Source organism: Janthinobacterium aestuarii (assembly GCF_046113285.1).
GTDB lineage: Bacteria > Pseudomonadota > Gammaproteobacteria > Burkholderiales > Burkholderiaceae_D > Janthinobacterium.
Genome location: NZ_CP142524.1, coordinates 1420786 through 1444530, shown reverse-complemented (window position 1 = coordinate 1444530; position 23745 = coordinate 1420786). Strand labels below are relative to the sequence as shown.

28 protein-coding genes are annotated in these 23745 nt (G+C 64.0%); 14 read left to right on the top strand and 14 right to left on the bottom strand.

The genetic code is table 11. The annotated features are described in order from the left end of the window. Window position 1 precedes the first annotated feature (1 nt). From fliJ to fliR, 9 genes are all read left to right on the top strand, one after another. Window positions 2-442: a flagellar export protein FliJ gene (gene fliJ / locus OX462_RS06495; RefSeq protein ID WP_070289135.1), complete on the top strand. Its 441-nt coding sequence runs from the start codon at window positions 2-4 to the stop codon at window positions 440-442. A gap of 19 nt (window positions 443-461) precedes the next feature. Beyond that, window positions 462-1754: a flagellar hook-length control protein FliK gene (locus OX462_RS06490; protein ID WP_409028034.1), complete on the top strand. Its 1293-nt coding sequence runs from the start codon at window positions 462-464 to the stop codon at window positions 1752-1754. A 186-nt stretch (window positions 1755-1940) separates the two neighbouring features. Further along, on the top strand, window positions 1941-2453 hold the full coding sequence (gene fliL / locus OX462_RS06485; protein WP_070220126.1) for a flagellar basal body-associated protein FliL: 513 nt from the start codon (window positions 1941-1943) through the stop codon (window positions 2451-2453). 6 nt (window positions 2454-2459) lie between these two features. Next, window positions 2460-3446 (top strand): flagellar motor switch protein FliM, encoded by a 987-nt coding sequence (gene fliM, locus OX462_RS06480; protein ID WP_070220128.1) that lies wholly within the window; start codon window positions 2460-2462, stop codon window positions 3444-3446. A 50-nt stretch (window positions 3447-3496) separates the two neighbouring features. Then, entirely contained in the window at window positions 3497-3931 is a 435-nt protein-coding gene (fliN, locus tag OX462_RS06475; RefSeq protein ID WP_070220130.1) for a flagellar motor switch protein FliN, read from the top strand. Continuing rightward, window positions 3928-4506: a flagellar biosynthetic protein FliO gene (gene fliO / locus OX462_RS06470; protein ID WP_070220132.1), complete on the top strand. Its 579-nt coding sequence runs from the start codon at window positions 3928-3930 to the stop codon at window positions 4504-4506. The genes fliN and fliO overlap by 4 nt, the downstream gene beginning before the upstream one ends. A gap of 7 nt (window positions 4507-4513) precedes the next feature. Beyond that, the gene (gene fliP, locus OX462_RS06465; protein WP_373631560.1) at window positions 4514-5272 is read left to right on the top strand and encodes a flagellar type III secretion system pore protein FliP; all 759 of its coding nucleotides are present in this window, start codon (window positions 4514-4516) and stop codon (window positions 5270-5272) included. Window positions 5273-5282: 10 nt separating this feature from the next. Continuing rightward, a complete protein-coding gene (gene fliQ / locus OX462_RS06460) occupies window positions 5283-5552 on the top strand; it encodes a flagellar biosynthesis protein FliQ (protein ID WP_034754044.1) in 270 nt (89 codons plus the stop codon). Window positions 5553-5568: 16 nt separating this feature from the next. Further along, a complete protein-coding gene (fliR, locus tag OX462_RS06455; protein WP_070289132.1) occupies window positions 5569-6429 on the top strand; it encodes a flagellar biosynthetic protein FliR in 861 nt (286 codons plus the stop codon). Here fliR and OX462_RS06450 read toward each other — a convergent pair whose 3' ends face one another. Next, window positions 6430-7083: a LysE/ArgO family amino acid transporter gene (locus OX462_RS06450; protein ID WP_070289131.1), complete on the bottom strand. Its 654-nt coding sequence runs from the start codon at window positions 7081-7083 to the stop codon at window positions 6430-6432. 73 nt (window positions 7084-7156) lie between these two features. On the opposite strand from OX462_RS06450, the gene OX462_RS06445 reads away from it, so the two are divergent. Continuing rightward, complete coding sequence (locus OX462_RS06445) at window positions 7157-8059, top strand: LysR family transcriptional regulator ArgP (RefSeq protein WP_409028033.1); 903 nt, start codon at window positions 7157-7159, stop codon at window positions 8057-8059. Between the two features lie 9 nt (window positions 8060-8068). Here the strand turns inward: OX462_RS06445 and OX462_RS06440 are convergent, their stop codons facing one another. From OX462_RS06440 to flgB, 13 genes are all read right to left on the bottom strand, one after another. Next, on the bottom strand, window positions 8069-9328 hold the full coding sequence (locus OX462_RS06440; protein ID WP_409028032.1) for an MFS transporter: 1260 nt from the start codon (window positions 9326-9328) through the stop codon (window positions 8069-8071). Between the two features lie 48 nt (window positions 9329-9376). Further along, the gene (locus OX462_RS06435; protein WP_409028031.1) at window positions 9377-9820 is read right to left on the bottom strand and encodes a MarR family winged helix-turn-helix transcriptional regulator; all 444 of its coding nucleotides are present in this window, start codon (window positions 9818-9820) and stop codon (window positions 9377-9379) included. Window positions 9821-9988: 168 nt separating this feature from the next. Then, entirely contained in the window at window positions 9989-11230 is a 1242-nt protein-coding gene (gene flgL, locus OX462_RS06430) for a flagellar hook-associated protein FlgL (protein WP_070220145.1), read from the bottom strand. 51 nt (window positions 11231-11281) lie between these two features. Next, on the bottom strand, window positions 11282-13249 hold the full coding sequence (gene flgK / locus OX462_RS06425) for a flagellar hook-associated protein FlgK (protein WP_070220147.1): 1968 nt from the start codon (window positions 13247-13249) through the stop codon (window positions 11282-11284). A gap of 88 nt (window positions 13250-13337) precedes the next feature. Next, complete coding sequence (flgJ, locus tag OX462_RS06420) at window positions 13338-14264, bottom strand: flagellar assembly peptidoglycan hydrolase FlgJ (protein ID WP_099408912.1); 927 nt, start codon at window positions 14262-14264, stop codon at window positions 13338-13340. 10 nt (window positions 14265-14274) lie between these two features. Beyond that, the gene (locus OX462_RS06415) at window positions 14275-15390 is read right to left on the bottom strand and encodes a flagellar basal body P-ring protein FlgI (RefSeq protein ID WP_070220151.1); all 1116 of its coding nucleotides are present in this window, start codon (window positions 15388-15390) and stop codon (window positions 14275-14277) included. A 2-nt stretch (window positions 15391-15392) separates the two neighbouring features. Further along, window positions 15393-16043, bottom strand: coding sequence for a flagellar basal body L-ring protein FlgH (locus OX462_RS06410; RefSeq protein WP_070220153.1), 651 nt, complete (start codon window positions 16041-16043; stop codon window positions 15393-15395). A gap of 50 nt (window positions 16044-16093) precedes the next feature. Beyond that, a complete protein-coding gene (gene flgG, locus OX462_RS06405; RefSeq protein WP_070220155.1) occupies window positions 16094-16876 on the bottom strand; it encodes a flagellar basal-body rod protein FlgG in 783 nt (260 codons plus the stop codon). A 60-nt stretch (window positions 16877-16936) separates the two neighbouring features. Continuing rightward, window positions 16937-17680, bottom strand: coding sequence for a flagellar basal-body rod protein FlgF (locus OX462_RS06400; protein ID WP_034787153.1), 744 nt, complete (start codon window positions 17678-17680; stop codon window positions 16937-16939). A 75-nt stretch (window positions 17681-17755) separates the two neighbouring features. Beyond that, window positions 17756-19303, bottom strand: coding sequence for a flagellar hook protein FlgE (locus OX462_RS06395; protein ID WP_070312132.1), 1548 nt, complete (start codon window positions 19301-19303; stop codon window positions 17756-17758). 54 nt (window positions 19304-19357) lie between these two features. Beyond that, complete coding sequence (locus tag OX462_RS06390; protein WP_070220159.1) at window positions 19358-20056, bottom strand: flagellar hook assembly protein FlgD; 699 nt, start codon at window positions 20054-20056, stop codon at window positions 19358-19360. A 15-nt stretch (window positions 20057-20071) separates the two neighbouring features. Next, the gene (gene flgC / locus OX462_RS06385; RefSeq protein ID WP_034754081.1) at window positions 20072-20473 is read right to left on the bottom strand and encodes a flagellar basal body rod protein FlgC; all 402 of its coding nucleotides are present in this window, start codon (window positions 20471-20473) and stop codon (window positions 20072-20074) included. Window positions 20474-20475: 2 nt separating this feature from the next. Next, complete coding sequence (gene flgB, locus OX462_RS06380; RefSeq protein WP_070220161.1) at window positions 20476-20928, bottom strand: flagellar basal body rod protein FlgB; 453 nt, start codon at window positions 20926-20928, stop codon at window positions 20476-20478. Between the two features lie 190 nt (window positions 20929-21118). Here flgB and flgA point away from each other — a divergent pair, with 190 nt between their 5' ends. The 4 genes from flgA (at window position 21119) to OX462_RS06360 (ending at window position 23701) form a co-directional block, all read left to right on the top strand. Continuing rightward, window positions 21119-21814: a flagellar basal body P-ring formation chaperone FlgA gene (flgA, locus tag OX462_RS06375; RefSeq protein WP_070220163.1), complete on the top strand. Its 696-nt coding sequence runs from the start codon at window positions 21119-21121 to the stop codon at window positions 21812-21814. Between the two features lie 111 nt (window positions 21815-21925). Next, on the top strand, window positions 21926-22234 hold the full coding sequence (gene flgM, locus OX462_RS06370) for a flagellar biosynthesis anti-sigma factor FlgM (RefSeq protein ID WP_034754089.1): 309 nt from the start codon (window positions 21926-21928) through the stop codon (window positions 22232-22234). 8 nt (window positions 22235-22242) lie between these two features. After that, the gene (locus tag OX462_RS06365) at window positions 22243-22710 is read left to right on the top strand and encodes a flagellar protein FlgN (RefSeq protein WP_070220165.1); all 468 of its coding nucleotides are present in this window, start codon (window positions 22243-22245) and stop codon (window positions 22708-22710) included. A gap of 427 nt (window positions 22711-23137) precedes the next feature. Next, complete coding sequence (locus OX462_RS06360; RefSeq protein ID WP_070220166.1) at window positions 23138-23701, top strand: FxDxF family PEP-CTERM protein; 564 nt, start codon at window positions 23138-23140, stop codon at window positions 23699-23701. The last annotated feature ends 44 nt before the right edge of the window (window positions 23702-23745 follow it).

The following is a 23745-nucleotide window of genomic DNA, read 5'->3' as shown; positions in this document are numbered from 1 at the left end:
CATGGCTTCTCCTTCCCAACTTGCTACCCTGATCGACCTTGCCCAGCGCGAAACCGACGATTGCGCCAAGCGCCTGGGCGCGGCCCTGAAAGCGCTCGACGATTGCCGCCAGAAACTCGACATGCTGTCCGGCTACCGCGACGACTATGCCAAGCGCTTCGAGGCGAGCATGAGCAACGGCATCACGCCCATGGCTTACCGCAACTTCCAGGCCTTCATGGTCAAGCTCGACAGCGCCATCCTGGGCCAGCAGCAAGTGGTCGAGCATGCGCAGGCGCGCAGCGAGAATGAAAAGATGCGCTGGCAGCTGGCCGAACGCAAGCGCATGTCGTACACCACCCTGAACAACCGGGCGCAGGAACAGGCGCTGAAGCTGGAAAACAAGCGCGACCAGAAAGCAATGGATGAGCACGCGGCGAGACAAGCCTATTACAAACGCTAAGCAACACTGAGGCAGCATCATGCAAACCCAGCCAACACCGATTTCCCAGATCATCTCGCCAAACGCCACGCCCGGTGCCGCCAACCGCAGCCAGCCCTCCACCAGCGGCGCGGCGGGCGACTTCCAGCGCACCCTGAACCGCCAGATCGAGCAACGCCAGGCCAGCCGTAATATGGCGCAAGCACCAGCGCCGGCGCCGGCACGCCCCGCCAGTCCTGCGGCCGCGCCAGCACCCGCGACGCCGGCGCCCGCCAATGAAACGAAGCCGGCGCAAGCGGGCACCGAACAGGCGGCCAGCAGCGAGCAGCCGCCCGCACCAGCTACCGAGGCGGCGCCCCCCGCCAACGGCGACAGTGACAGCGCCACGGCAGAGGCCAGCGTGCCCGCCGTTCCCGCGACGACAGTCACGCCGCCAGCCGATCCGGCCGCCGAGATGCTGGCCCTCGTGGGCAGCATCCAGCTGGCCATCCAACCGCCGGCGCCAGCCGCCAAGGCCGTGCCGGAACTGCCGGCGCGCGCCAGCGTCAAGGCCGACGGCAAGGGCCTGGCAACCGGGCCGTTACTGGCAGCCGGCCAGGGCAGCGGCAAGGCCGCCGCCACCGTCATCGCGCAAGCGGACAGCGGCGACTTTGCCGACAGCCTGGGCCAGGCCCAGGGCAAGGCGGCCGCCACACCAGGGGCCGGCGTGCCGGCAGGCAAGGCCGAGCCGGGCAAGCTGACCGTCGACGCCCAGCTGGCGGCCACCGCCAAGGCGGGCGCCGCCGTAGCCGAACCCATCCTCAAGGAAACGCCTGCCGACCTGAGCCGCCTTGCGGCCCAGTTGCAGCCGGGCGCGCTGCAGCAGGCCGCGGCCGCCGTGGCCGTGCCGGCCGACAAGCTGACGGGCCGGGTCGGCTCGCCGGCCTGGGACCAGCAACTGGGGCAGAAAGTCGTGTGGATGGCGGCCGGCGGCGACCAGAGCGCCACCCTGACCCTGAATCCGCCCGATCTGGGGCCCGTGCAGGTGGTCCTGACGGTCACCAATGACCAGGCCGATGCCGCCTTCATGTCGGCCCAGCCGGAAGTACGCCAGGCGCTGGAAGCGGCCATGCCGCGCCTGCGCGAAATGATGAGCGAAGCGGGCATCGCCTTCGGCAGCGCCACCGTCTCGGCCGGCACGCCGGAACAGCAAAACAACGGCGAGCGCGCCGCCTCGGGCGAACGCCGTGGCAATGGTCAGGGTGGCGGCACCTCCGGCGGCGAGATCGCCATCGCGCCGGCAGCTGGCGGCCGCAGCCGACCCAGCCTGAGTGCCGTCGATACCTTTGCCTGACGACAATTCGTCGTCCGCAGGCCACAGGCGCGCGCCGCGGCATAACTTTTCGTATAAATACAGCGAGTTGAGGGCGCTTCCGCCCTCTTTTCACTGCATCCTTCTGCGCAGAATTTGCCGATAATGACATAATGGCGTCGTGATCCACTTCCATGCACCCGAGTACCATTGAAAGCAAATCCAAAAATGAAAGCAGATCCGAAAGCAGATGCAGGCCTGGCCCCCGCCGGCGCCTCGAAAAAGAAGCTTCTGATCATCGTGCTGGCCTCGGTGCTGGTGGCCGGCGGCATCGGCGGCGGTGCCGCCTGGTACTTCTTGCATGGCAAGGCCGATAAAGAAGAAGCGGCGCCGAGCAAGAAAAAACACGCCGCTTCCAAGGCAGGTCCGCCCGTTTTCGTTCCCGTCGATGCCTTCACCGTCAACTTGCAGCCGGAAAATGGCGAGCAATATCTGCAGATCGCCTTTACCCTGCAGGTGGGCAGTCCGGAAGAAATGGATAGCATCAAGCTGAACATGCCGAAAGTGCGCAGCCGCTTGTTGCTGCTGCTGTCCGGCAAGAAGGCGTCCGAACTCAATACCGTGGAAGGCAAGCAGCAGCTGGCGGCCGAAATCATCAATCAGGTGAACCAGCCGTTCGAGGACAAAGGGCCGGAGCAGGACGTGACGGACGTATTATTTACCGCATTCATCATTCAATAAGCAGCCATGGCCGATAATTTCCTCTCCCAGGAAGAAGTCGATGCCCTTCTGAAGGGCGTCAACGGAGACCAGGACGACGCGCAGACGCCGGAAGATGTCACGGGAGTTCGTACCTACAACCTGGCAACCCAGGAGCGCATCGTGCGCGGCCGGATGCCGACGTTGGAAATTATCAACGAGCGTTTCGCCCGGCTGCTGCGCGTGGGCCTGTTCAACTTCCTGCGCCGCAGCGCCGAGGTGTCGGTCGGGTCCGTGCGCGTCTCGAAGTACAGCGAGTTCATCCGTAATCTGGTGGTGCCGACCAATCTGAACCTGGTGCACATGAAGCCGCTGCGCGGCACGGCCCTGATGGTCTTCGATCCGGGCCTCGTCTTCCTGCTGGTCGACAACCTGTTCGGCGGCGACGGACGCTTCCACACACGCGTCGAAGGGCGCGACTTTACGCAGACGGAGCAGCGCATCATCCTGCGCATCCTCGATATCGTCTTCGAAGCCTATACCAAGTCGTGGGAGCCGGTCTTCCCCGTCGAATTCGAATATATCCGTTCAGAAATGAACACGCAGTTCGCCAACATCGCCACGCCGAACGAGGTGGTGGTGGCGTCCACGTTTACGGTGGAACTGGGTTCCGTTTCCGGACAAATCCACTTCTGCATGCCGTATTCGATGATCGAACCGATCCGCGATTCGCTGACCTCGAGCCTGCAGGGCGAGGCGCTGGAAGTGGACAAGCGCTGGATCCGCCTGATGACGCAGCAGATCCAGATCGCCGAAGTCGAGCTGGTGGCCTCGCTGGGCACGGCGCGCGTGTCGTTCGACGAGATTTTGAACATGAAGGTGGGCGACATCATCCCCCTGAATATTCCCGAACTGATCGCCGCCACCGTCGACGGCGTGCCCGTGATGGATTGCACGTATGGCGTGTTGAACGGACAATATGCGCTGAAAGTCGAAAAGTTGCTGGCGAATGCCGACAATATGAATAACCATTAAGAAATACCCGGATCGCGCTGCGGTCCGTATCCGTACAACAGGAGAAACACATGTCTGACAACCAAGACGACCAAAGCGCGGAAGACGATTGGGGCGCGGCCATTGCCGAGCAGGCCAAGGCGGAAGCCGAAGCGCTGCAGAATCAGGCCGCCACTACGGCCAGCGCGGCGAGCGCCGCCGTGTTCAAGGACTTTTCCAAGCAGGCATCGAAGTCGGAAACGCACAACGATATCGATTTCATCCTCGATATTCCCGTGCAGCTGACGGTCGAACTGGGCCGCACCAAGATCGCCATCAAGAACCTGCTGCAACTGGCGCAGGGTTCCGTGGTCGAGCTCGACGGCCTGGCCGGCGAACCGATGGACGTGCTGGTCAACGGCTGCCTGATCGCCCAGGGCGAAGTGGTGGTGGTCAATGACAAGTTCGGCATCCGCCTGACCGACATCATCACGCCTTCCGAACGCATCCGAAAATTGAATAAATGAAGCCTGGCCTGTTGATTTCCACCGTGCTGCCGCTCCTGGCGGCATGCAGCATTGCCCACGCGGAACCGGCAGCCGCGTCGGCGCCGGCGGCCAGCGCCGCCAGCGCTTCCGTCGCGGCAGCAAGCGAGACACCGCCCGTTGCCGCAGCAACGGTGCCGGCCACCTCGCCTGCCGCCGCCCTGCCCGCCATGCCGGCGGGTGCGCCCATGACGATGGCGCCGACAAGCTCGGCCGGCAGCCTGCTGCAAACCATCTTCGCGCTCGTATTCGTGCTGGCCCTGCTGATCGGCCTGGCCTGGTTCATGAAACGTTATGGCCCCAAGGTCATGGGCGGCAACAACAAGATGCGCGTCGTCAGCTCGCTCAACCTGGGCGGACGCGAACGCATCGTCCTCGTTGAAGTGGCCGACCAGTGGATCGTCGTCGGCGCCTCGCCCGGCAGGATCAACGCGCTGGCCACCATGCCGCGCCAGGAAGGCGAGTTGCCGCAACTGGCGACGGCGCAAAACGGCCCCGCGGCCGCCAATTTTTCCGAGTGGCTGAAACAGACCATCGAAAAACGCAATGGGAAATAAGCAGCAGATGGCGTGGTCCACCTTGAAGACTCCCCTGACCTGGCTGCTGGCGGCCGCCGCTCTGGCCTTGCCGCTGTGGGCGCTGGCCGAACCGGGCATCCCGGCCTTCAACAGCACGCCGGCGCCGGGCGGCGGCCAGAATTACTCGCTGCCGGTGCAGACGCTCATCCTGATGACGTCGCTCACCTTCCTGCCGGCGGCCCTCTTGATGATGACCTGCTTTACGCGCATCATCATCGTGCTGTCCCTGCTGCGCCAGGCCATCGGCACGCAATCGGCGCCGCCGAACCAGGTGCTGGTAGGGCTGGCCCTGTTTTTGACCCTGTTCGTCATGGGCCCCGTGTTCGACAAGATCTACACGGATGCGTATCAACCGTATCAGGAAAACAAGATCAGCATGCAGCAGGCGATGGACAAGGGCGTCGATCCCCTGAAAACCTTCATGCTCAAGCAGACGCGCCAGGCCGACCTGGCCCTGTTCGCCAAGATGTCGCGCTCGGCGGCCCTGCAAGGCCCGGAAGACGTGCCGCTGCGCATCCTCGTGCCCGCCTTCGTCACCAGCGAACTGAAGACGGCGTTCCAGATCGGCTTTGCCATCTTCATCCCGTTTCTGATCATCGACATGGTAGTCGCCAGCGTGCTGATGTCGATGGGGATGATGATGATGTCGCCGGCGACGATCTCGCTGCCGTTCAAGCTGATGCTGTTCGTGCTGGTCGACGGCTGGCAGTTGCTGCTGGGCTCCTTGTCCCAGAGTTTTTACTAGGGGAAGTACGATGACACCCGAAAGCGTCATGACCCTGGGCCGCCATGCGATGGAAATCACCCTGATGGTGGCCGCGCCCATGCTGCTCGTTGCCCTCATCATCGGCTTGATCGTCAGTATTTTCCAGGCGGCCACGCAGATCAACGAGGCGACCCTGTCCTTCATCCCCAAGCTGGTCGGCATCTTCGTCGCCATCGTCGTGGCCGGCCCGTGGATGCTGTCCGTCATGCTCGACTACATGCGCCAGGTGTTCACGGGCATCCCGAACCTGGTCGGCTAGTGCAGCGATTGTTGCCATGCTGACCCTGTCGAGCATCGAACTGAACACGTGGATCGCAGCACTGCTGTGGCCGCTTAGCCGCATCCTCGGCTTGATCGCGGCCGCCCCCCTGTTCGGCAACGCGGCCGTGCCGGCCACCGTCAAGGTGACCCTGGGCGCGCTGCTGGCTATGATCATCGCCCCCACCGTGCCGGCCTTGCCTGCCATCAACCCGATGTCCCTGCCCGGCCTGCTGATCCTCACGCAAGAGATGCTGGTCGGGCTGGCCATGGGCTTTTCCATCCGCATCGTGTTTTCCGCCATTGAAATGGCCGGTGAACTCAGCAGTCTGACCATGGGCCTGGGCTTCGCCTCGTTCTTCGATCCGCAAACCAAGGGCAGGTCGTCTGCCATCAGCCAGTTCCTCGTCATGCTGGCCACCTTGATGTTTTTGACCGTCAACGGCCATCTGGTCTTGCTGGCGGCGCTGGCGGAAAGCTTCGTCAGCCTGCCGATTTCATCGAGTCCCATCAGCGGCGGCGGTTTCCAGCAATTGGCGGCCTGGGGCGGAGAAATCTTCCGTTCCGGCCTGCAAATTTCGCTGCCCATCATCGCCGCCCTGCTGCTGACCAACGTGGCGCTGGGCATCTTGACGCGGGCCGCGCCGCAGCTGAACATTTTCGGTATCGGTTTCCCCGTCACCCTGGGCGTGGGCTTGCTGGTGATCGGCATGGTCCTGCCCTATCTGGCCACGCCGTTCCAGAACATGTTCCTGCGCGGCATAGAAACGGCACGGCTGCTGCCGCGCGGCTTTGCCACGCGCGACCGGCCACCGCCGCCCGCGCCGCCGCATCCCCTGCGCCCGGCAGCGCCGACGCCGCTGCCGCCCGCGCGCTGATCAGGGCTGCCAGCCCAGCGCGTGGCGCAACAGCAGCGCCGACAATACGAACATGGTCACGCCGATCAAGCCATCGAGCACTTGCCAGGCCCGGGGCCGCGCAAACCACGGCGCCAGCCAGCGCGCGCCATAGCCGAGCGAGGCAAACCACAGCAGGCTGGCCGCGCTGGCGCCGGCGATGAAGCAGCCACGCAGCGCGCCCGGTTGCTGGGCGCCGATGCTTCCCACCAACAATACTGTATCCAGATAGACATGGGGATTGAGCAAGGTAAATGCGGCCGCCTGGGCCAGGATGGCGCCCAGCGCCAGCCCGGCACCGCCTTCGGCCGCGCGCAGCTGCTGCGGCCGGCGCGCGCGCCGCAGCGCTTGCCAACCGTAGACGGCCAGGAAAACGGCGCCGCCCAATGCCAGCGCGCTGGCCAGCAAGGGGCGCTGCCCCAGCGCATGGGCCATGCCCAACACGCCGGCGGCAATCAGGGCCGCGTCGGCCAGCGCGCAAAACAGCACGATGGCGCCAACATGTTCGCGGCGCAAGCCTTGCCGCAAGACAAAGGCATTTTGCGAGCCGATGGCAACGATGAGTCCCAGGCCCAGGGTCAAGCCCTGGAGAAAGACGGAAAAAACGAGTGGGGTGGTGGCGGTCGAAAGTGTCATGCAGCGATCTTGCCAGCCGCACGCAATGAAGGCAAACTACCTTTACTGCAGTAAGTTAAGGAAAACTTCATTCATGCTCGATTATGCCGCCCTCGCCGCCCTGGCCGCCGTCCTCCGCGAAGGCAGTTTCGAGCGCGCCGCACGCGCCTTGCACGTGACGCCATCGGCCATTTCGCAGCGCATCCGCCTGCTGGAAGAGCGCGTCGGCTGCGCGCTGGTGATACGCGACCAGCCCTGCCGCGCCACGGAAACGGGACGGCGCCTGTGCCAGCACGTGGACCAGGTGCAGCTGCTCGAACAGGATTTGCAGGGCACCTTGCCGGCGCTGGCGCAGACAGCACTGGGCGTGTCGCGCGCCAGCGTGCCCGTCGCCGTGAATGCCGACAGCCTGGCCACCTGGCTGACGCCCGCCATCGCCGCCTTTGCGGCCGGGCACCCGGTGCTGCTGCAAGTGGCCGTCGACGACCAGGACCATACGGCCGAATGGCTGCGCAGCGGCGCCGTGCTGGCCGCCGTCAGCGCCACGGCCCGGCCCGCATCGGGCTGCAACAGCCGCCCGCTGGGCGCCATGCGCTACCTGGCCGCCGCCAGTCCCGCCTTCCTGCAGCGCTATTTTGCCCACGGCGTCGGCGCCGCCAGCCTGGCGCTGGCACCCAGCCTCGTCTTCAATGCCAAGGACGAACTGCAGGCGCGCTGGGTGCGGCGCCTGTGCCACCGGCACGTGGAGCTGCCGCGCCATGCCCTGCCTTCGTCGCATGCCTTCGTCACGGCCGCCCTGGCCGGCATGGGCTGGGGCTTGCACCCGCAGGCGCTGATCCAGCCGCATCTTGACAATGGCAGCCTGGTCGAACTGCTACCGGATACCCCGCTCGATATCGCCCTGTACTGGCATACGGCGCGCGCCGCCTCCGGCCTGCTCGACGGCTTGAGCGCAGCCATCGTGGCCGCCGCCCGCACGGGCCTGCTGCCGCCCTGACGGACCGCCTCAATGCTGGTCGCTGCTGAATGCGAAGCGCCGGCGCCGCAGGTCGACGTTCAGGCGCAACTGGTGATGTTTGACCAGGTAGCGCACGCCGACGAAGGCTGCCGCCAGGCCCGACAGGGCACCGATGCCCAACGCCCAGCGCGGGCCGAAGGTGTCGGCCACCCAGCCCACGATGGGTGCGCCCAGCGGCGTGCCGCCTGCCGAGATCGCCAAAAGGATGGCCATCACGCGGCCCCGCATGGCGGGCGCCGTCGACAGTTGCACGCTGCTGTTGACGCTGGTGGTAAACGTTTGCGCGGCGATGCCGATGACCACCAGCATCATGCCGAACAGCCAGTAATTGGGCATCACGGCGGCCAGCGCGCAGGCCAGCCCGAACAGCGCGGCCGCCCCCAGCAGCAGCGCCAGCGTGGGCTGGCCGCGCCCCGCCGCCAGCAGGGCGCCGGCCACGGAGCCGCATGCCATCACGGAGCTGAGCACGCCATACTGGCCGGCGCCCGCATGGAAAGCCGTCACGGACATGGTCGAGAGGAAAATCGGGAAGTTCAGGCCAAAGGTGCCGATCAGAAACAGCATCAGCAGGATGGCCATCAGGTCGGGCCGCTGGCGCACGTAGCGGAAACCCTCGCCGAGGCTGGCGCGCGTGGCCTTGACGCGCGGCGCACGGCGCAGCAGTTCCACGCGCAGCAGCAACAGCGAACCGATCACGGCGGCAAAACTGACGGCGTTGATGATGAAGACCCAGCCGCTGCCGACGCTGCTGATCAGCAAGCCGGCGACGGCCGGGCCCAGCATGCGCGCCGCATTGAACGAGGTGGAGTTGAGCGCCACGGCGTTCGTCAGATCTTCCTCGCCGACGATTTCAGCCACGAAAGTCTGGCGCACGGGCGAATCGAAGGCCGTCACGCAGCCCAGCAGGAAAGCAAACACATACACATGCCACAGTTGTACCAGACCGCTGATGCACAACATCCCGAGTCCCAGCGCCAGCAAGCCCATGGCCGCCTGCGTGCACAGCAGCAGTTTCCTGCGGTCGAGCAGGTCGGCCGCCATGCCCGTCAGGGGCAGCAACAGCAGCTGCGGGCCGAATTGCAAGGCCATGACGATGCCGACGGCGCTGGCATTGTGCTGCGTCAATTCGCTCAGCACCAGCCAATCCTGCGCCGTGCGCTGCATCCACGTGCCGATATTCGACACGAGGGCGCCGCCGGCCCAGATACGGTAATTGGGAATGCGTAGCGAACGGAATGTGCTGTTCATCTGGGCGTGCGGGCTCCTTGCCGGGGTCGTGGTGAAAAATTCAGCGGATCACTCCGCCAAGCGTTTGAGTAAGGCCACCGCCTTGTCGAGCTCGGTGACTTCGGCCGGCGTGAGCCGGGTTTCGATGGTGCGCGCCAGCCAGTCTTCGCGTACGGCGCGGCTCGCCGCGATCCAGGCGCGGCAGCTGTCCGTCAGGGTCAATAGCGTCTGCCGGCCATCGAGCGGATCGGGCGAACCCGTCACCATCCGCGCTTGCGTCAAGGCTTGCACGGTGGCGGCCATGGACTGGGGGCGCATGCCTTCGGCGCGCGCCAGGCTGCTGACGGTGGCGGGGCCGTCGCGCTCGAGACGGCTGAGCACGGATGCCTGCGACATGCTGACGTCCCCCAGGTGCGCCTCTTCGCGCAGGCGGCGGCGCAATTTGCCGACCAGGATGCGCAATTCGCCGGCCAGTTGCAGAACTTGTTCGTGGTCTTCTTGCGCGGTGGTCATGGTAGCCGTGTGGTGTATCAACGGACTCCACTATAACAGATATGCAGTTAGACTGCACAGTTTGCCTGTATATATTGTCAGAACAGCCAGATTCCGCGCGCAAAAAAGCCGGGGCGGGAGATGCACTCCCTGCCCCGGCTTGCCGGCCCATCCCGCGATGCCGGTGCGTCAGCTGATGTAATTGAACAGCGACAAGCCCGAGATCGAAGTGAACGATTTTTGCGCCGCCTGCAGGGTCACTTGCTGCTGGCTGAAGGTGGAAATGGCTTTCACCATGTCCAGGTCTTGCAGGTCCGACAAGGTGGTGGCGTACTGGATGTCGAGATCGTCGCCGGCGCTGTCGAGGTAATCGAGTTCCTTCATGCGGGAACCGACATCGGCGCGCACGGACAGCACATTGTCATAGGCCGTGTCGAGGATGTTGTGCGCGGCGTTCAAGCCGTTCGTCAGGCGCGCCTGGCCCGCATCGCCGCTGCCAGGCTGGCGCAGCACGCCGATCAGGTTTTTCACGGTGGTAAACAACGATTCCTTGGCGCTCGGCTCCAGGGTAAAGCTGTCCAGGTCGGCCGGCTTGCCCGTGATGTTCACTTGCTGGCCGTCGAAGGTGATGGCGTCGCCCGCCTTGTAGGGGATGGGCACGGCAGGATTGGGCACCGTCTGGCCCAGGGTGGCGTCGGTGACGGTATAGGTGGTGACGGCGTCCGTTCCCGTGCCCGTGACCTTGAAGTCGATCGAATACTTGTGCCCCGTCAATGCCGACGGGTCCGTCACCGTGCCGCCCGAAATCACGCCCGAGCCGCCGCGCGTGAAGTTGGCGGTAGCGGCGGCCGTCGTGAACTTGCCGTTGCCCGTCAGGTTGTTTTCAAACACGGTGGCGCCGGAATCGCTGGTGGCCAGGTAGCGCGCCGAACCCACCTGCAGTTCGCGCTGTCCCTGGTCGCCCACATAGCTGGCGCCCGTCGGCGTCTGGCTGAATGGCTGGGTCGTGGATTTGTAGCCGGAAAACAGGTAGCCGCCCGCGCCGTCGGCCGTATTCGCGATGCCCAGCAAGTCGGTCAGCCGGCCTTCCAGCTCTCTCGCCAGGGTATCGCGGTCGACATCCTTCAGGGAAGGGTTACCGGCCTTGAGCACCAGGTCCTTCACGTCGGCGATCAGCGAGGTGGTGCTGGCCAGCGCCAGCTCTTCCTGCGACAGGAAGTTCTTCGCATTCGAACGGTTCGTCACGAACTGGGTGTTGATCGATTGCGACTGCGTCACTTCCAGCGCGCGCGCCGAGGCGATCGGATCGTCGGCCGGCGTCAGGTTGCGGCGGTTCGACGACAGCTGCATCTGCGTACGGTTCAAGGCGCCCTGCAGATTGTTCAGCTGCGAGCTGCCCTGGTCATAAATCATTCGTGTGCTGATGCGCATGATGCTGCCCTTCCAGAAAGCCGCCGCGCGCTACGTCGCGGCAAAAATTGATTAACGTCCCAGGCCGATGACCACGTCGAACAGGGTGCTGGCGATCTGCATGACCTTGCCGCACGCCTGGTAGGACTGCTGGTAACGCAGCAGGTTGGCCGCCTCTTCATCGAGGTTGACGCCGGAAACGGCCTGCTGCTGGGTGCTGACCTGCTGCAGCAAGGCCAGGCTGGCCAGGCCGCTCACCTGCACTTCGCGCGTCTTGTTGCCCACGAAGCTGACGGTTTGCGCATACGAACCCTGGAACGTGGCATTGCCGCCATCGAGGATATTCTTCGTCTGCAAGCCCGCCAGCAGCGCGGCATTGCGGTTGTCGCCCACGCCGCCCGTATTGGGCTTGATGACGAAGGTATCGCCCTGCGCCGGCGTGCCCGTCATGCTGACATTGATGCCGCCAAAGCTGAAGTTGTCGCCTTCCGTGTAGGGGATGTTCGCCGTGCCGGCCGGATAGGTCGTGGTCGCGCCATTCAAGCCTTTGACCGTCACCGCCTGGCCTGCCGGGAAACCCGTCAGCGAGGTGGTCGCCTTGTCATACGTCAAGGTCAGGGGACCGGTCAGGGCATTGCCCGGCGTCAGGTAGGCCTTGTCGACGGAGCCGGCGCTGAGCTTGCCGGAACCCGTATTGGCCACCGGCGCCGAGGTGGCGATCGGCGCGGCGGCCGCGATCTTGTTGCGGTCGGTGATCAGCACGTTCAAGCCGGCCGCGCCATTCGCCGTCGGCTTGATGACGTAGTTGTCGCCTTGGGCGGCCGTGCCCGAGATCGAGAAATCGACGCCGTCGATGGTTTGCGGCCCCGTTTGCGGATACGGATTGATGATGGTGTGCGTGCCGTCGGATTCGCGCGTTACCACATAGTTGCTGCCGTCGTATTTCAGGCTGTAATCGCTGGCCGTCAGCTTGGTCGGGTCGCTGACCTTGGCCGACAGCACCGTGGTGCTGCTGGCGTTGTTGCCGCGGTCGGCACCGATCACGGGGTCGGGTATCTTGAAAAAATCGCCGCCCATGGCGCCATTCAAGTCCTGGCCCAGCTTGTGCTGGTCGTTGAAGGTGCTGGCCAGCGCGATGGCGACCTTGCCCAGCGAGTTCTGGACATTGTCCAAGGTACCGCTGCGAAATTCCAGCAAGCCGCCCAGCGAACCGCCGGTCAGGGAACTGTCCGGCAGCACGGTGACGGTGCTGCCCGTGACATAGCCCACCTCGATGCGGTTCGGGTCCGTCCGCGAAGGCGTGGCCGCCAGTTCGAAGCTGCGGTCCGCCACCACCAGGGGCTGGCCGGCGCCGATGGAAATGGTGACGGTATTGTTGGCGGCGGGCTGCACCGTCGCCTTCACATATTTGTTCAATTCCGTGATCAGCTGGTCGCGCTGGTCCAGCAGATCGTTGGGCTGGTTGCTGGCATCGACCGACAACTGGGAAATCGACTTGTTCAGCTCGGCGAGCTGCTTGGCATAGGTATTGATCACCGTCACATTCGACGTGATCTGCGAATTGACGCCGTCACCGATCTCCGTCAGGCGCGCGCTCAGACCCTGAAAGCGCGAAGCGAGCGAGCCGGCGCTCGACAGCAGCGCCTGGCGCGACGCGACCGACGAGGGATTCGAGCTGAAATCCTGCACGCCCTTGAAGAAATCCTGCATGGCGGGCGACAGACCGGCCGTGGGATCGGCCAGCAGATTGTCGATCTGGCTGATCTGCGTGTAATACGTGTCGAGCGCACTGGTCGCGCTTTGCGCGGAATTGACCTGAGTGGCCATGAAGCTGTCGTACTGGCGCTTGATCTGCGACACTTCCGTGCCCGTGCCGACAAAGCCATAGCCGGCATAGTTGGACTGCGACGTCTGCTGCAGCACCACCTGGCGGCTGTAGCCGGCCACGTTGGCGTTGGTGATGTTATGCCCGGTCGTCGACAGGCCCACCTGCGCTGCAAGCAAACCGCTCTTACCGATGCTGAGTAGATTCGAAGTCATGGTGTCTTATTGGTTACCGTCAAATGTATTTACGGCAGCCGCGGCGAAAACTTGAAGCGCGCGGCTTGCGCAGGGGACAGGCGGGGAATTAGCCGACCAGCGAATTTTTAATAATTTTTGTCAATTTGGCAGCGTAATTCGGGTCCGTCGCGTAGCCGGCCTTTTGCAAGCCCTGGGCAAACGTGCTGGCGTCGCCCGCGCTGGCCAGCACTTTTTCGTAGCGCTTGTTGTTGGTAATCAACTGCGCATAATCCTTGAAGCTGTCCGCGTAGCTGTCGTAGGCGCGGAATTTTTCCACCTTGCGCTGCGCCTTGCCATTTACATATTCCGTGGTGACGGCTTCCGTGACCTTGCCCTTCCAGTCGCTCGACGCCTTGATGCCGAACAGGTTGTGGCTGCTGCTGCCGTCGCGGCTGATGATTTCGCGCTTGCCCCAGCCCGTTTCCAGCGCCGCCTGGCCCAGCATGAACTTGGCCGGGATGCCGGTGGCGCGGCTCGCCTCTTCCGCATGCACGCCCAGCTTTTCCTGGAAGGCGCGCACGTGCGGCGCCTGCGTGGCGTTGGCCTTGTCGCTCAGGGTCTTGCCGGTGGCGGCGGCGCTGCCTGCCCCCTCGGTCAGCGCGCCCTGCTGCTGGCGGAACGCGGCCAGGGCCTGCGCCATGCTCGACGAACGGGGCGACGGCGCTTCGGCGCCGTCGGCGGCCAGCGCCTGGTTCGACGACGACAATTGACGGATCAGCACGTCCGCCAGGCCCGTGCCCCGCTTGGCCAGGTTCTGGCTCGTCTGCTGGTCCAGCATCGAGGTGTACATCTTGCTCTGCTGGCTATCCATGATGCCGTCCTGCGGCGTGGCCTCGCGCATGCTTTTCATCATCATGTTGATGAACATGGCTTCGAATTGCGTGGCCGCCTCTTTCAGGGCGGCGGGGTCCTTCGCCTTGGCGGACTGGCGCAAGCCATCCATGCCCTTGACGTCATAGGCGGCGGTATTGCTGAGGTCGGTTTGGCTGATCATGGCGTGTCCATCAAATGATTTCAAGTTCGGCGCGCAGCGAACCTGCCGCCTTCATCGCCTGCAGGATGGCCAGCAAGTCTTGCGGCGAGGCGCCGATGGCATTCAAGGCCTTGACCACGTCGGACAGCGAAGCGCCGCCCTTGACCAGCATCACCTTGCCCGGTTCCTTCTTGATATCGATCTGCGCCGTCTGCGTGACCACCGTGCGTCCGCCCGACAGCGGCGCCGGCTGGCTTACCTGCGGCTCGACATTGATGGTGACGGACAGGTTGCCATGCGAAATGGCGCACGTTTCCAGGGTCACGGACTGGTTCATCACGACGGAACCGGTGCGCGCATTCATGATGACCTTGGCCGCCAGGCGGGCCGGATTGACTTCGATGCTTTCCAGCTGGCCCAGGAAGGACACGCGCTGGTCGCTGCCGCCCGGCGACTGCACCTGGATCACGCGCCCGTCCAGCGCGGCGGCCGTGCCGGCGCCGTAGCGGCTGTTGATGGCGTCGACCACGCGGCTGGCCGTGGCGAAATCGGTGGCGTTCAATTCCAGGCGTATCGTGTTGTTGGCGCCCAGCACCGAAGGCACGGTACGCTCGACCGTGGCGCCGCCCGAAATGCGGCCCACGCTCAGGTGATTGATGACGACGGAGCTGCCGGCCGCCTGCGCGCCCACGCCGCCCACCAGCACGTTGCCCTGCGCCATGCCGTACACCTGGCCGTCGGCGCCCTTCAATGGCGTCATCAATAAAGTGCCGCCGCGCAAACTTTTCGCATTGCCCATCGACGAGACCGTCACGTCGAGCAGCTGGCCCGGTTGGGCAAACGCGGGCAAGGCCGTCGTCACCATCACGGCGGCCACGTTTTTCAGCTGCAAACTGGTGCCTTGCGGCAAGTTAATGCCCTGCTGCTGCAGCATCGCCGCCACGCTCTGGATGGTGAATGGCGTTTGCGTGGTCTGGTCGCCGCTGCCGTCGAGGCCGACGACGAGGCCATAGCCCATCAGCTGATTCTGGCGCACGCCGGCGATGCTGGCCAGGTCCTTGATGCGCTCGGCCTGCGCCACGGGCGCCAGCAGGGAGATGGCCAGGCCGAAAACAGCGGCAAAGCGGGGGAAAGTAAAAGTGGCCATGATCAGAACGGCAGCAGGCTGAGGAAGAAGCGCGACGCCATCGAGGCCATTTCGGCGCGGTCGATCTGACTGTTGGTACGGTATTCGACGCGCGCGTCGGCCACCTGGGTCGATGGCACGACGTTGCCCGTGCCGATGGTATCGGGATTGACCATGCCCGAGAAGCGGATGAATTCCGTGCCCTTGTTCATGGCGATCTGTTTCTCGCCGGCCACGATCAGATTACCGTTCGGCAGCACTTCAATCACCGTCACGCCGATCGTGCCGGAAAAGGTGTTGCTGGCGGACTGGTTGTCGCCGTCCGCAAACTTGGTGGCGCCATTCGCCGAGACGGTGCCGCCCAGACGGCCCTGCAGCATGCCTGGCGTGGAAAAGCCCACGCTGCCCGATTTGTTGCCGGAACTGGCGCCCGCCTTGACGGCGTTCGTGCGCTCGGTGATGGCGATCGTCATGGTGTCGCCCACGTGGCGCGCGCGGCGGTCTTCGAAGGCGGGACGGTAGGTCGACGGCTGGTAGATGGAGCCGTTGCTGACGACCACGGGTTCGGGCATCGGCGCGCGCGTGGTGGTCGGGTACTGCACGATGGACGTAGGCGTGATGGCGCAGCCGGACAGCAGGACTGCGGACAACAGGGCGATGATGGGGTATTGCATGACGAACCTCCGCTGCCATCCGGCGGCGGATGGCATGACGACTATGAAAATTAAAGTTGCGACAATTTCTGCAGCATTTGATCGGACGTGGTGATGGCCTTGCTGTTGATCTCGTACGCGCGCTGCGTCTGGATCATGTTGACCATTTCCTCGGCCACGTTGACGTTCGACGTTTCGATATAGCCCTGCATCAGCACGCCTGCGCCGTTGGTGCCCGGGGTGTTGGTCTGCGCCACGCCGGAGGCGCCCGTTTCCATGTACAGGTTTTCGCCCTTCGATTCCAGACCGGCCGGATTGACGAAGGTGGTCAGCTGCAGCGAGCCGATTTGCGATGGCGCAACAGTGTCGGGCAAGGTGACGGAGACGGTGCCGTCGCGCGCCACGGTCAGGCTCAGCGCATTGGTCGGCACGGTGATGGCGGGCTGGATGACGAAACCTTCGGAAGTGACGAGCTGGCCGTTGGCATCGGTCTGGAAGGAGCCGTCACGCGTGTAGGCGGTGGCGCCGTCCGGCAGCAGCACCTGGAAAAAGCCCGTGCCGTTGACCATCACATCGCGTGAATTGCCCGACGCCTGGGGATTGCCCTGCGTATGGATGCGTTCGGTAGCCACGGTGCGTACGCCCGTGCCGATCTGCAGGCCCGATGGCAGCTGGGTCTGCTGCGACGATTGCGCGCCCGGCTGGCGCACATTTTGATACAGCAAGTCTTCAAACACGGCGCGCGACTTCTTGAAGCCCGTGGTGCTGACGTTGGCCAGGTTATTGGCGATCACGTCCATCTGCGTCTGCTGCGCTTCCAGGCCGGTCTTGGCTATCCAAAGGGAACGAATCATGATTTTTCTCCAATAACAGCGCTAGACTATTTCTATGTGACCATTATGCGGTGGTCCCCATCAATTCAAAGCGAGGATCTGGGTGGCTTTCGCCGCGTTATTCTCGGCATTCTTCAACAAGCTCATTTGCGTTTCGAACTGGCGCGCCAGGGCGATCATGCTGACCATGGAGTCGACGGGGCTGACATTGCTGCCTTCCAGGGCACCGGTGGTCAGCTTGACGGCCTGGTCGGCCTGCGCCACCGTGCCATCCTTCAGACGGAACAGGCCGTCGTCGCCGCGCACCAGTTGCTGCTCGGGCGGGTTGACCAGCTTGATGCGTCCCAGCACCGTCGACGGGCCTGGCGGCACGTCCGTGGATATCGTGCCCACCGTACCGTCGCTGGCGATGGCCACCGTCACGCCGGGCGGAATGGCCATGGGGCCCGTATCGCCCTGCACCATCAGGCCCGACTGCGTCTGCAGCATGCCGTTTTCATTGAGCTTCAGGGCGCCGTTGCGCGTGTAGGCTTCGGAACCATCGGCCGACTGCACCGCGATCCAGCCGCCGTTTTCCACGGCCACGTCGAGCGCGCGGCCCGTGTGCTGCATCGGGCCTTGCGTGAAGTCGGAACCGACCGTCGAATCGACGACGAAGGCGCGCGTCGGCATCATGCCATCGGCCACCACGGGCACGGCGCGGAACGAGTCGAGCTGAGCGCGGAAACCCGTGCTGGTGGCGTTCGCCAGGTTGTTCGCCGTGGTCGCCTGCTTGTCCAGGATGTGCTTGGCGCCGGAGCCGGCGGTGTAGATGAGACGGTCCATTTTTTATTTCTCCTGTTGCCTTCAACCCAAGGCAGAAAGCTGGGGTCAGACCCGGCGGGTCTGACCCCGGTACTATTAACGCAGGTTGACGAGTGTTTGCAAGACGGAATCCTGCGTCTTGATGGTCTGCGCATTCGCCTGGTAGGCACGCTGGGCCGTGATCATGTTGACCAGTTCCGCCGTCAGGTCCACGTTCGACACTTCCACGGCCGAGGCGCGCAAGTCGCCCAGGCCGCCCGAGCTCGGCTCGCCCGTCATCGGGCTGCCCGAGGTCGAGCTTTCCGCCCAGGCATTGTTGCCCAGCGGCTCAAGGCCATTCGGATTGGAAAACTTGGTCAGCACCACCTGGCCCAGGTCGCGCGTCTTGCCGTTGTTGTACTGGCCCTGGATCACGCCATCGGAACCCACGACGAAACGGTCCAGCTGGCCGGCCGCATAGCCATCGGCCACGGTGCGCTTTTCGCTGGTGGACGAACTGAGCTGGGTCGAATTGGTGAAGTCGACCTTGATCGCCAGATTCGCGTTCGCGCCCGTGGCGGGGAAGACGGGCAGGTTGACCGTCACCGGCAGGGTTTGCGGCGGCGTCAGCGCCAGCATGGCGGCCTTGTCCAGGCTGCCGACGCTGTTGAACACCAGCGACGCCGACTTCACGGCGGGCACTTCCGTCACCGCGGAGATCCTGCTGTCGATCTGGTCCGGCGTGAGGCTGGAATTGACGCCATCGGGCACGGCGCTGCCATAGGTGGCGCTGATGGCGGCCAGCTGGGCGGGGCTGGCGCCGGCCGCGGCGGCGGCGGTGCGTATGGCGACACCGGCCGCATTGCCATAGGCAACGGCGGCGGCCGTGATATTGGCGGGCACCAGCGGCACGGCCGTGACGGCGGCCTGATAGGCGGCGCGCGCGGCCAGCGAGGCGGCATCGGTTTGCGCAGCGGCGACCACTTTCGCGCTGGTGATTTCCTTGCCGTCAGTGGCCGTGTAGACATCCCAGGTATTGGTGCCCGTCTTGACGTAGAAATTGGACATGGTGTGGGAGTTGCCCAGCGAATCGTAGACGGGCACGGGGAATTGCTTGGTCCACGACTTTTGCTCGCCCACGGTGAACGGCACCACGGTCGGCATGGCCGAATTGGAATCGAGGTTGACCTGGGTATCGACCTTGGTGGTCGCCTGCGGCGCCATGTCGGACGGGTCGATCTGCAGCGGCACGGTGGCGCCGGCCAGGATCTTGCCGTTCACATCGGCCGGATAACCCGTCAGCTGGGCTTTCTGGGCATTGACGATGAAACCGTTCTTGTCGACCTGGAACTGGCCGTTGCGCGAGTACTGGATGGCGCCGTTCACGCTGGTGCGGAAGAAACCGCCGCCGTTGATGGCGATGTCGAGCGGATTGGACGAACTTTCCAGGTTACCCTGGTTGAACAACTGCGCCACCTGCGACACGGACACGCCGATACCGGGCTGGTTGCCGCCCACGCCATACAGCGAGTTGGCATAGATGTCGGCGAACTGCGCCTGCGATTGCTTGAAACCCACGGTGGCCGAGTTGGCGATGTTGTTACCGATGACGTCCAGCGATTTGGCGGCGCCGTTCAAGCCGCTCAGGCCTTGTTGGAAAGACATTGTGTTCTCCTGGTAGAAAATAGGGGTAGAGGGTCTACGCTACAAAAGAGCGGCTTACAAAATCTGTTTCACATCGGCCATGGTGATACTGCCCACGCCCGGCACATTCAACTTCACGCCGCCGGCGCCCGTCGACACGCTGGCGACCGAACCGAACATCAGCGCCGCCGCATCGGTCAGCTTGGCGCCGCCCCGCTTGGCTTCCACCGAGAACGTATAGGCGCCGTCAGGCAGCACGATGTTCTTGCCGTCCTTGTCGAGCTCGGCCGTGGAGCCGTTCCAGCCCAGCGGCAAGGTACCCGCGTCCTGCGGGCCCAGGTCGATGGAATGGACTTCCTTGCCCGTACTGTTGTAGATGGTGACCTTGACGCTGTCGGCCGGCGTCGCCAGGTCCACGCCCAGCAGGGCCGCGCTCTTGCTCAGGTTAATGCTCTTGCCTGCAGTCAAGACGCCGTGGCCGATGATATTGGCCGCCTGCATGGATTCGGCTTGCTGGTAGCTGGTCTTGAGCGTTTCCAGCGTGGTATTGAGCTTGTTGACGCCCGTCACCGTGGACAGCTGGGCCAACTGGCTGGTCAGCTGCGCATTGTCCAGCGGGTTCATCGGATCCTGGTTTTGCAGCTGGGTCACCAGCAGGGTCAGGAATTTGTTCGTTTCTTCCTCGACGCTGCCCTTCGCGGCCGTGGTCTTCTTCGGATTCATCGTCGCCATCAGGTCGGTGGTGACGGTTTTGCTCGTATCGATGGTTGCCATAATGGTCAGTCAGCCTTATTGGCCGATGGTGAGGGTTTTCAGGAGCAGCGACTTGGCCGCGTTCATGGTTTCCACGTTGGTCTGGTACGAGCGCGAGGCCGACAGCATGTTGACCATCTCGTCGACCGTATTCACGTTGGGCATGGTGACGTAGCCCTTCTCGTCGGCCAGCGGATTCTTCGGGTCGTAGACCAGCTTCATCGGCGACGGATCTTCGATCACCTTCTGCACCTTGACGGCCGTGGCGCCATTGGCCATGGGCACGGCTTCGAACACCACCTGCTTGGCGCGGTAGGCTTCGCCCGTGGCGCTGGTGGCGCTGTCGGCATTGGCCAGGTTGCTGGCCACCGTGTTCAGGCGCTGCGCCTGGGCGCTCATGGCCGAACCGGAAACATTGAAAATATTAAATAGCGACATGATTATTGTCCTCCCTGGATGGCCGTCAGCATGCCCTTGATCTGCGAGTTGAGGAACGTTACGGCCGCCTCGTAGCGGATGGCGTTATCGGCAAAGGCATTGCGCTCGAGGTCCATGTCGACCGTGTTGCCATCGACGGCGCCCTGGGCCGGCGCGCGGTACAGCAGCGGCGTGCCGTCGGCCAGGGTCTCGACCTTGCCGCCCGTGCTGCCACCCACGGCGGCGGCGACGCCCTTGCCCGGCATATGCTGCGGCGCCGTGCCCTTCAGGGCCGGCTGCACGCCATCCTTGCGCGCCATCGCTCCCTTCAGCGCGCTGGCGAAATCGACGTCGCGCGCCTTGTAGTTGGGCGTGTCGGCATTGGCGATATTCGAGGCGAGCAATTCCTGGCGCGTCGAGCGCAGGCTCAGCGCCGTCTCGTTGAAGCGCATGTAATCGTCGAGTTTCCCTATCATGTCAGGCTCCGGAAAGATCTGCCACTGGCGCCCGAGATGGCGGAAGGATGGCGGTATAGTGATGACAGGAAACATAGTACGGCGCCCGCCGGCAAGACCATCGCCGGATCAGACCGTACTTTTACCCCTTAATCGTCGCTTCAAACGGGGCGGCGCGCACTATCATGGCACTATTCCAGAGGCCTATACCATGAAAACACCGCTTGCTTTCTTCTTCGCTCTTGCCGCCCTGCCACTGCTGGCGCAGGCGCAAAACGCCGGCCGGCAGACGCCGGAAGCGCTGCGCAACAGCGTGGAACAATTCCTGCAAGTGCAAAGCAACGGCTTGCCGGGCAAGGTGACGGTCACCGTCGGCGCCGTCGATCCGCGCCTGAACCTGGCCGCCTGCCCCGCACCGCAAGCCTTCATGGCGCCAGGCGCGCGCGCCTGGGGCAAGACGACCGTGGGCGTGCGCTGCACGGCCCCCTCCAACTGGACCATCTATCTGCAGGCGAACGTGGCCGTCGTGGGCGACTATGTGGCCAGCGCCGTGCCGCTGGCGCAAGGGCAAGCCATCGATGCCAGCCAGCTGGTGACGATGCAGGGCGACCTGGCAGCATTGCCGGCAGGCATCGCCACAGACATGGCCCAGGTCGTGGGCGCCAGCACGAATATTTCCTTGCCGCCAGGCACGCCGATGCGCCTCGACACCCTGCGCCGCAAGCCGGTGGTGATGCAGGGCCAGCTGGTGCGCGTCGTTTCCAGCGGCAACGGTTTCCAAGTGGCATCAGAAGGACGCGCCATCGGCAGCGCCGGCGACGGTCAGACGGTACAGGTACGCACGCAGAGCGGCCAGCAGATCAGCGGCGTGGCGCGGGCTGGCGGCATGGTGGAGGTCGCCTTTTAAACTCGGATGGACAGCGATATTGTGGTCTGGTGCACTAAAGTTTCGGAAGAAGGTGCCGATAAAGACACATATCCCGGAGTTTTTTGACTTCGACCAGACGAGGATCACGCTGTGAAAATTACCGATAACACCATTAAAAGCAATCCCGGCCTGCCGGTGGCGCCCGCGAATACCTCGGGCGCCCGGAATGCCGAGAAAGCCCAGGCAACACCGACAACGTCGGACAATGTACGCCTGTCGCCGCAAGGACAGGCATTAGCGGCCAGTGCAACTGCCGGCAGCGGCGCCGTGTTCGACACGAAGAAAGTCGAACGCATCAAGCTGGCGATCGCCGACGGCCAGTTCCAGGTCAACTCTGAAAAAGTGGCGGACGGTCTCCTCGACACGGTCAAGGACTTGCTGCACTCACGAAATAGATAGGTTACCTCATGCAATCAGTGACTCCGTTTTCCAGCCTGCGCGACGAGCAACAGCTCATGACCACATTGCTGGCATTGATGAAAGAAGAACAGCGGCATCTGGTTGCGGCTGACATCGATGCAATCACGGAGCTCACGGCCCGCAAGACGGCGCTCGTCGGGCAATTGAGCCAGCTGGCGGCGCAACGCCACCAGGCGCTGGCGGCAGCTGGCTTTACGGCCGCCGAAGCGGGCATGGAAGACTGGCTGGTCAGCACCAGCGATGCCGAGGCGGCGCCCCTGTGGAAAGCCCTGCTCGAGACGACGCGCGAAGCGAAGGAGCAGAACCGGCTGAACAGCCTGCTGGTCAACAAACACATGCTGCACACGCAAGGCGCCCTGAACGCCATGCGCCCCACTGCCCAAAGCGGCAATTTCTACGGCCCCAGCGGCCAACCGATGGCAAACACGGCCAGCCGGCGCGTCGTCATCGGCTAAGCAGCCTCCCGTCTTCCCCCAGCGCAGGCAACAGCAGCGACAGGCATAGCAACAAGCCATTGCTGCACGCCTGACGCCGTCCCGAACAGCGGCCCCATATCACGACCATCCTGCACATCATCGCCGCGCCGCCCCTCCAGGGAGGCTGCGGCAGAGCCGGCGTGCCCGCACTCCCGCCACAACGCCGCACGCAGAAACAACAGCGCGCCCCTTCACGCCCACACATTTGAGCACGCTCAAACTTGAGGGGAATGATGACTATATGCTAATCCCTAGCATACGCCGCACCAATACATGGTGGGACTTTCCTCGCCGACACGAACATCATTCCCGCAGGCATAGCTAATCCATTGCACGCGTCCGGCTTGCGCTTTTGCGCTGCGCCATGACGCACACCACTTCAACTGCAAGTACACAGGAGCATGATATGAACTCTCTCTCAGTAACCAAGGCTGGCGCGGCGCTGCTGCTCGGCTGCACCCTGCTGGCGCCAGCCGCGCAGGCCGAGACGCAAGCCGTGTTCTACAACCATCTCGTATCGACGGCCGTGGTGGCCACGCCGCTGCTGGCGCAAGACACCTTGTTCGTCGACACCTTCACGACAGAGCGCGGCTCGCTGCTGCAAACGACCACGTTTACGGTCGGCAGCGGCGTGCAATCGTTCACGGGCAACGCCGCCTGGCTGGTCACGGGCGCCAGCGAATTCGGTCCCCGCCTGACTGGCGTCAACATTGACTTGTTCGACTCCAGCAACAACCTGGTGCAATCGGATACGTTCACGGGCGTACTGGGCAGCTTCGCCCATTCCACCTTCAACGGCCTGCTGGGACCTGGCACCTATACCCTCGTAGCAAGCGGCCTCGGCGTGCGTGATTCCGTGCTGGACATTTCCATCACTACGGCCGTGCCCGAACCAGAAACCTACGGCATGCTGCTGGCGGGACTGGGTCTGATCGGGTATAGCGTACGGCGCCGCAAGACGGCTGCCTGACCCGCACCCGGCGCCTGCAAGCACTGCCGTAGCTGGCAGACCTG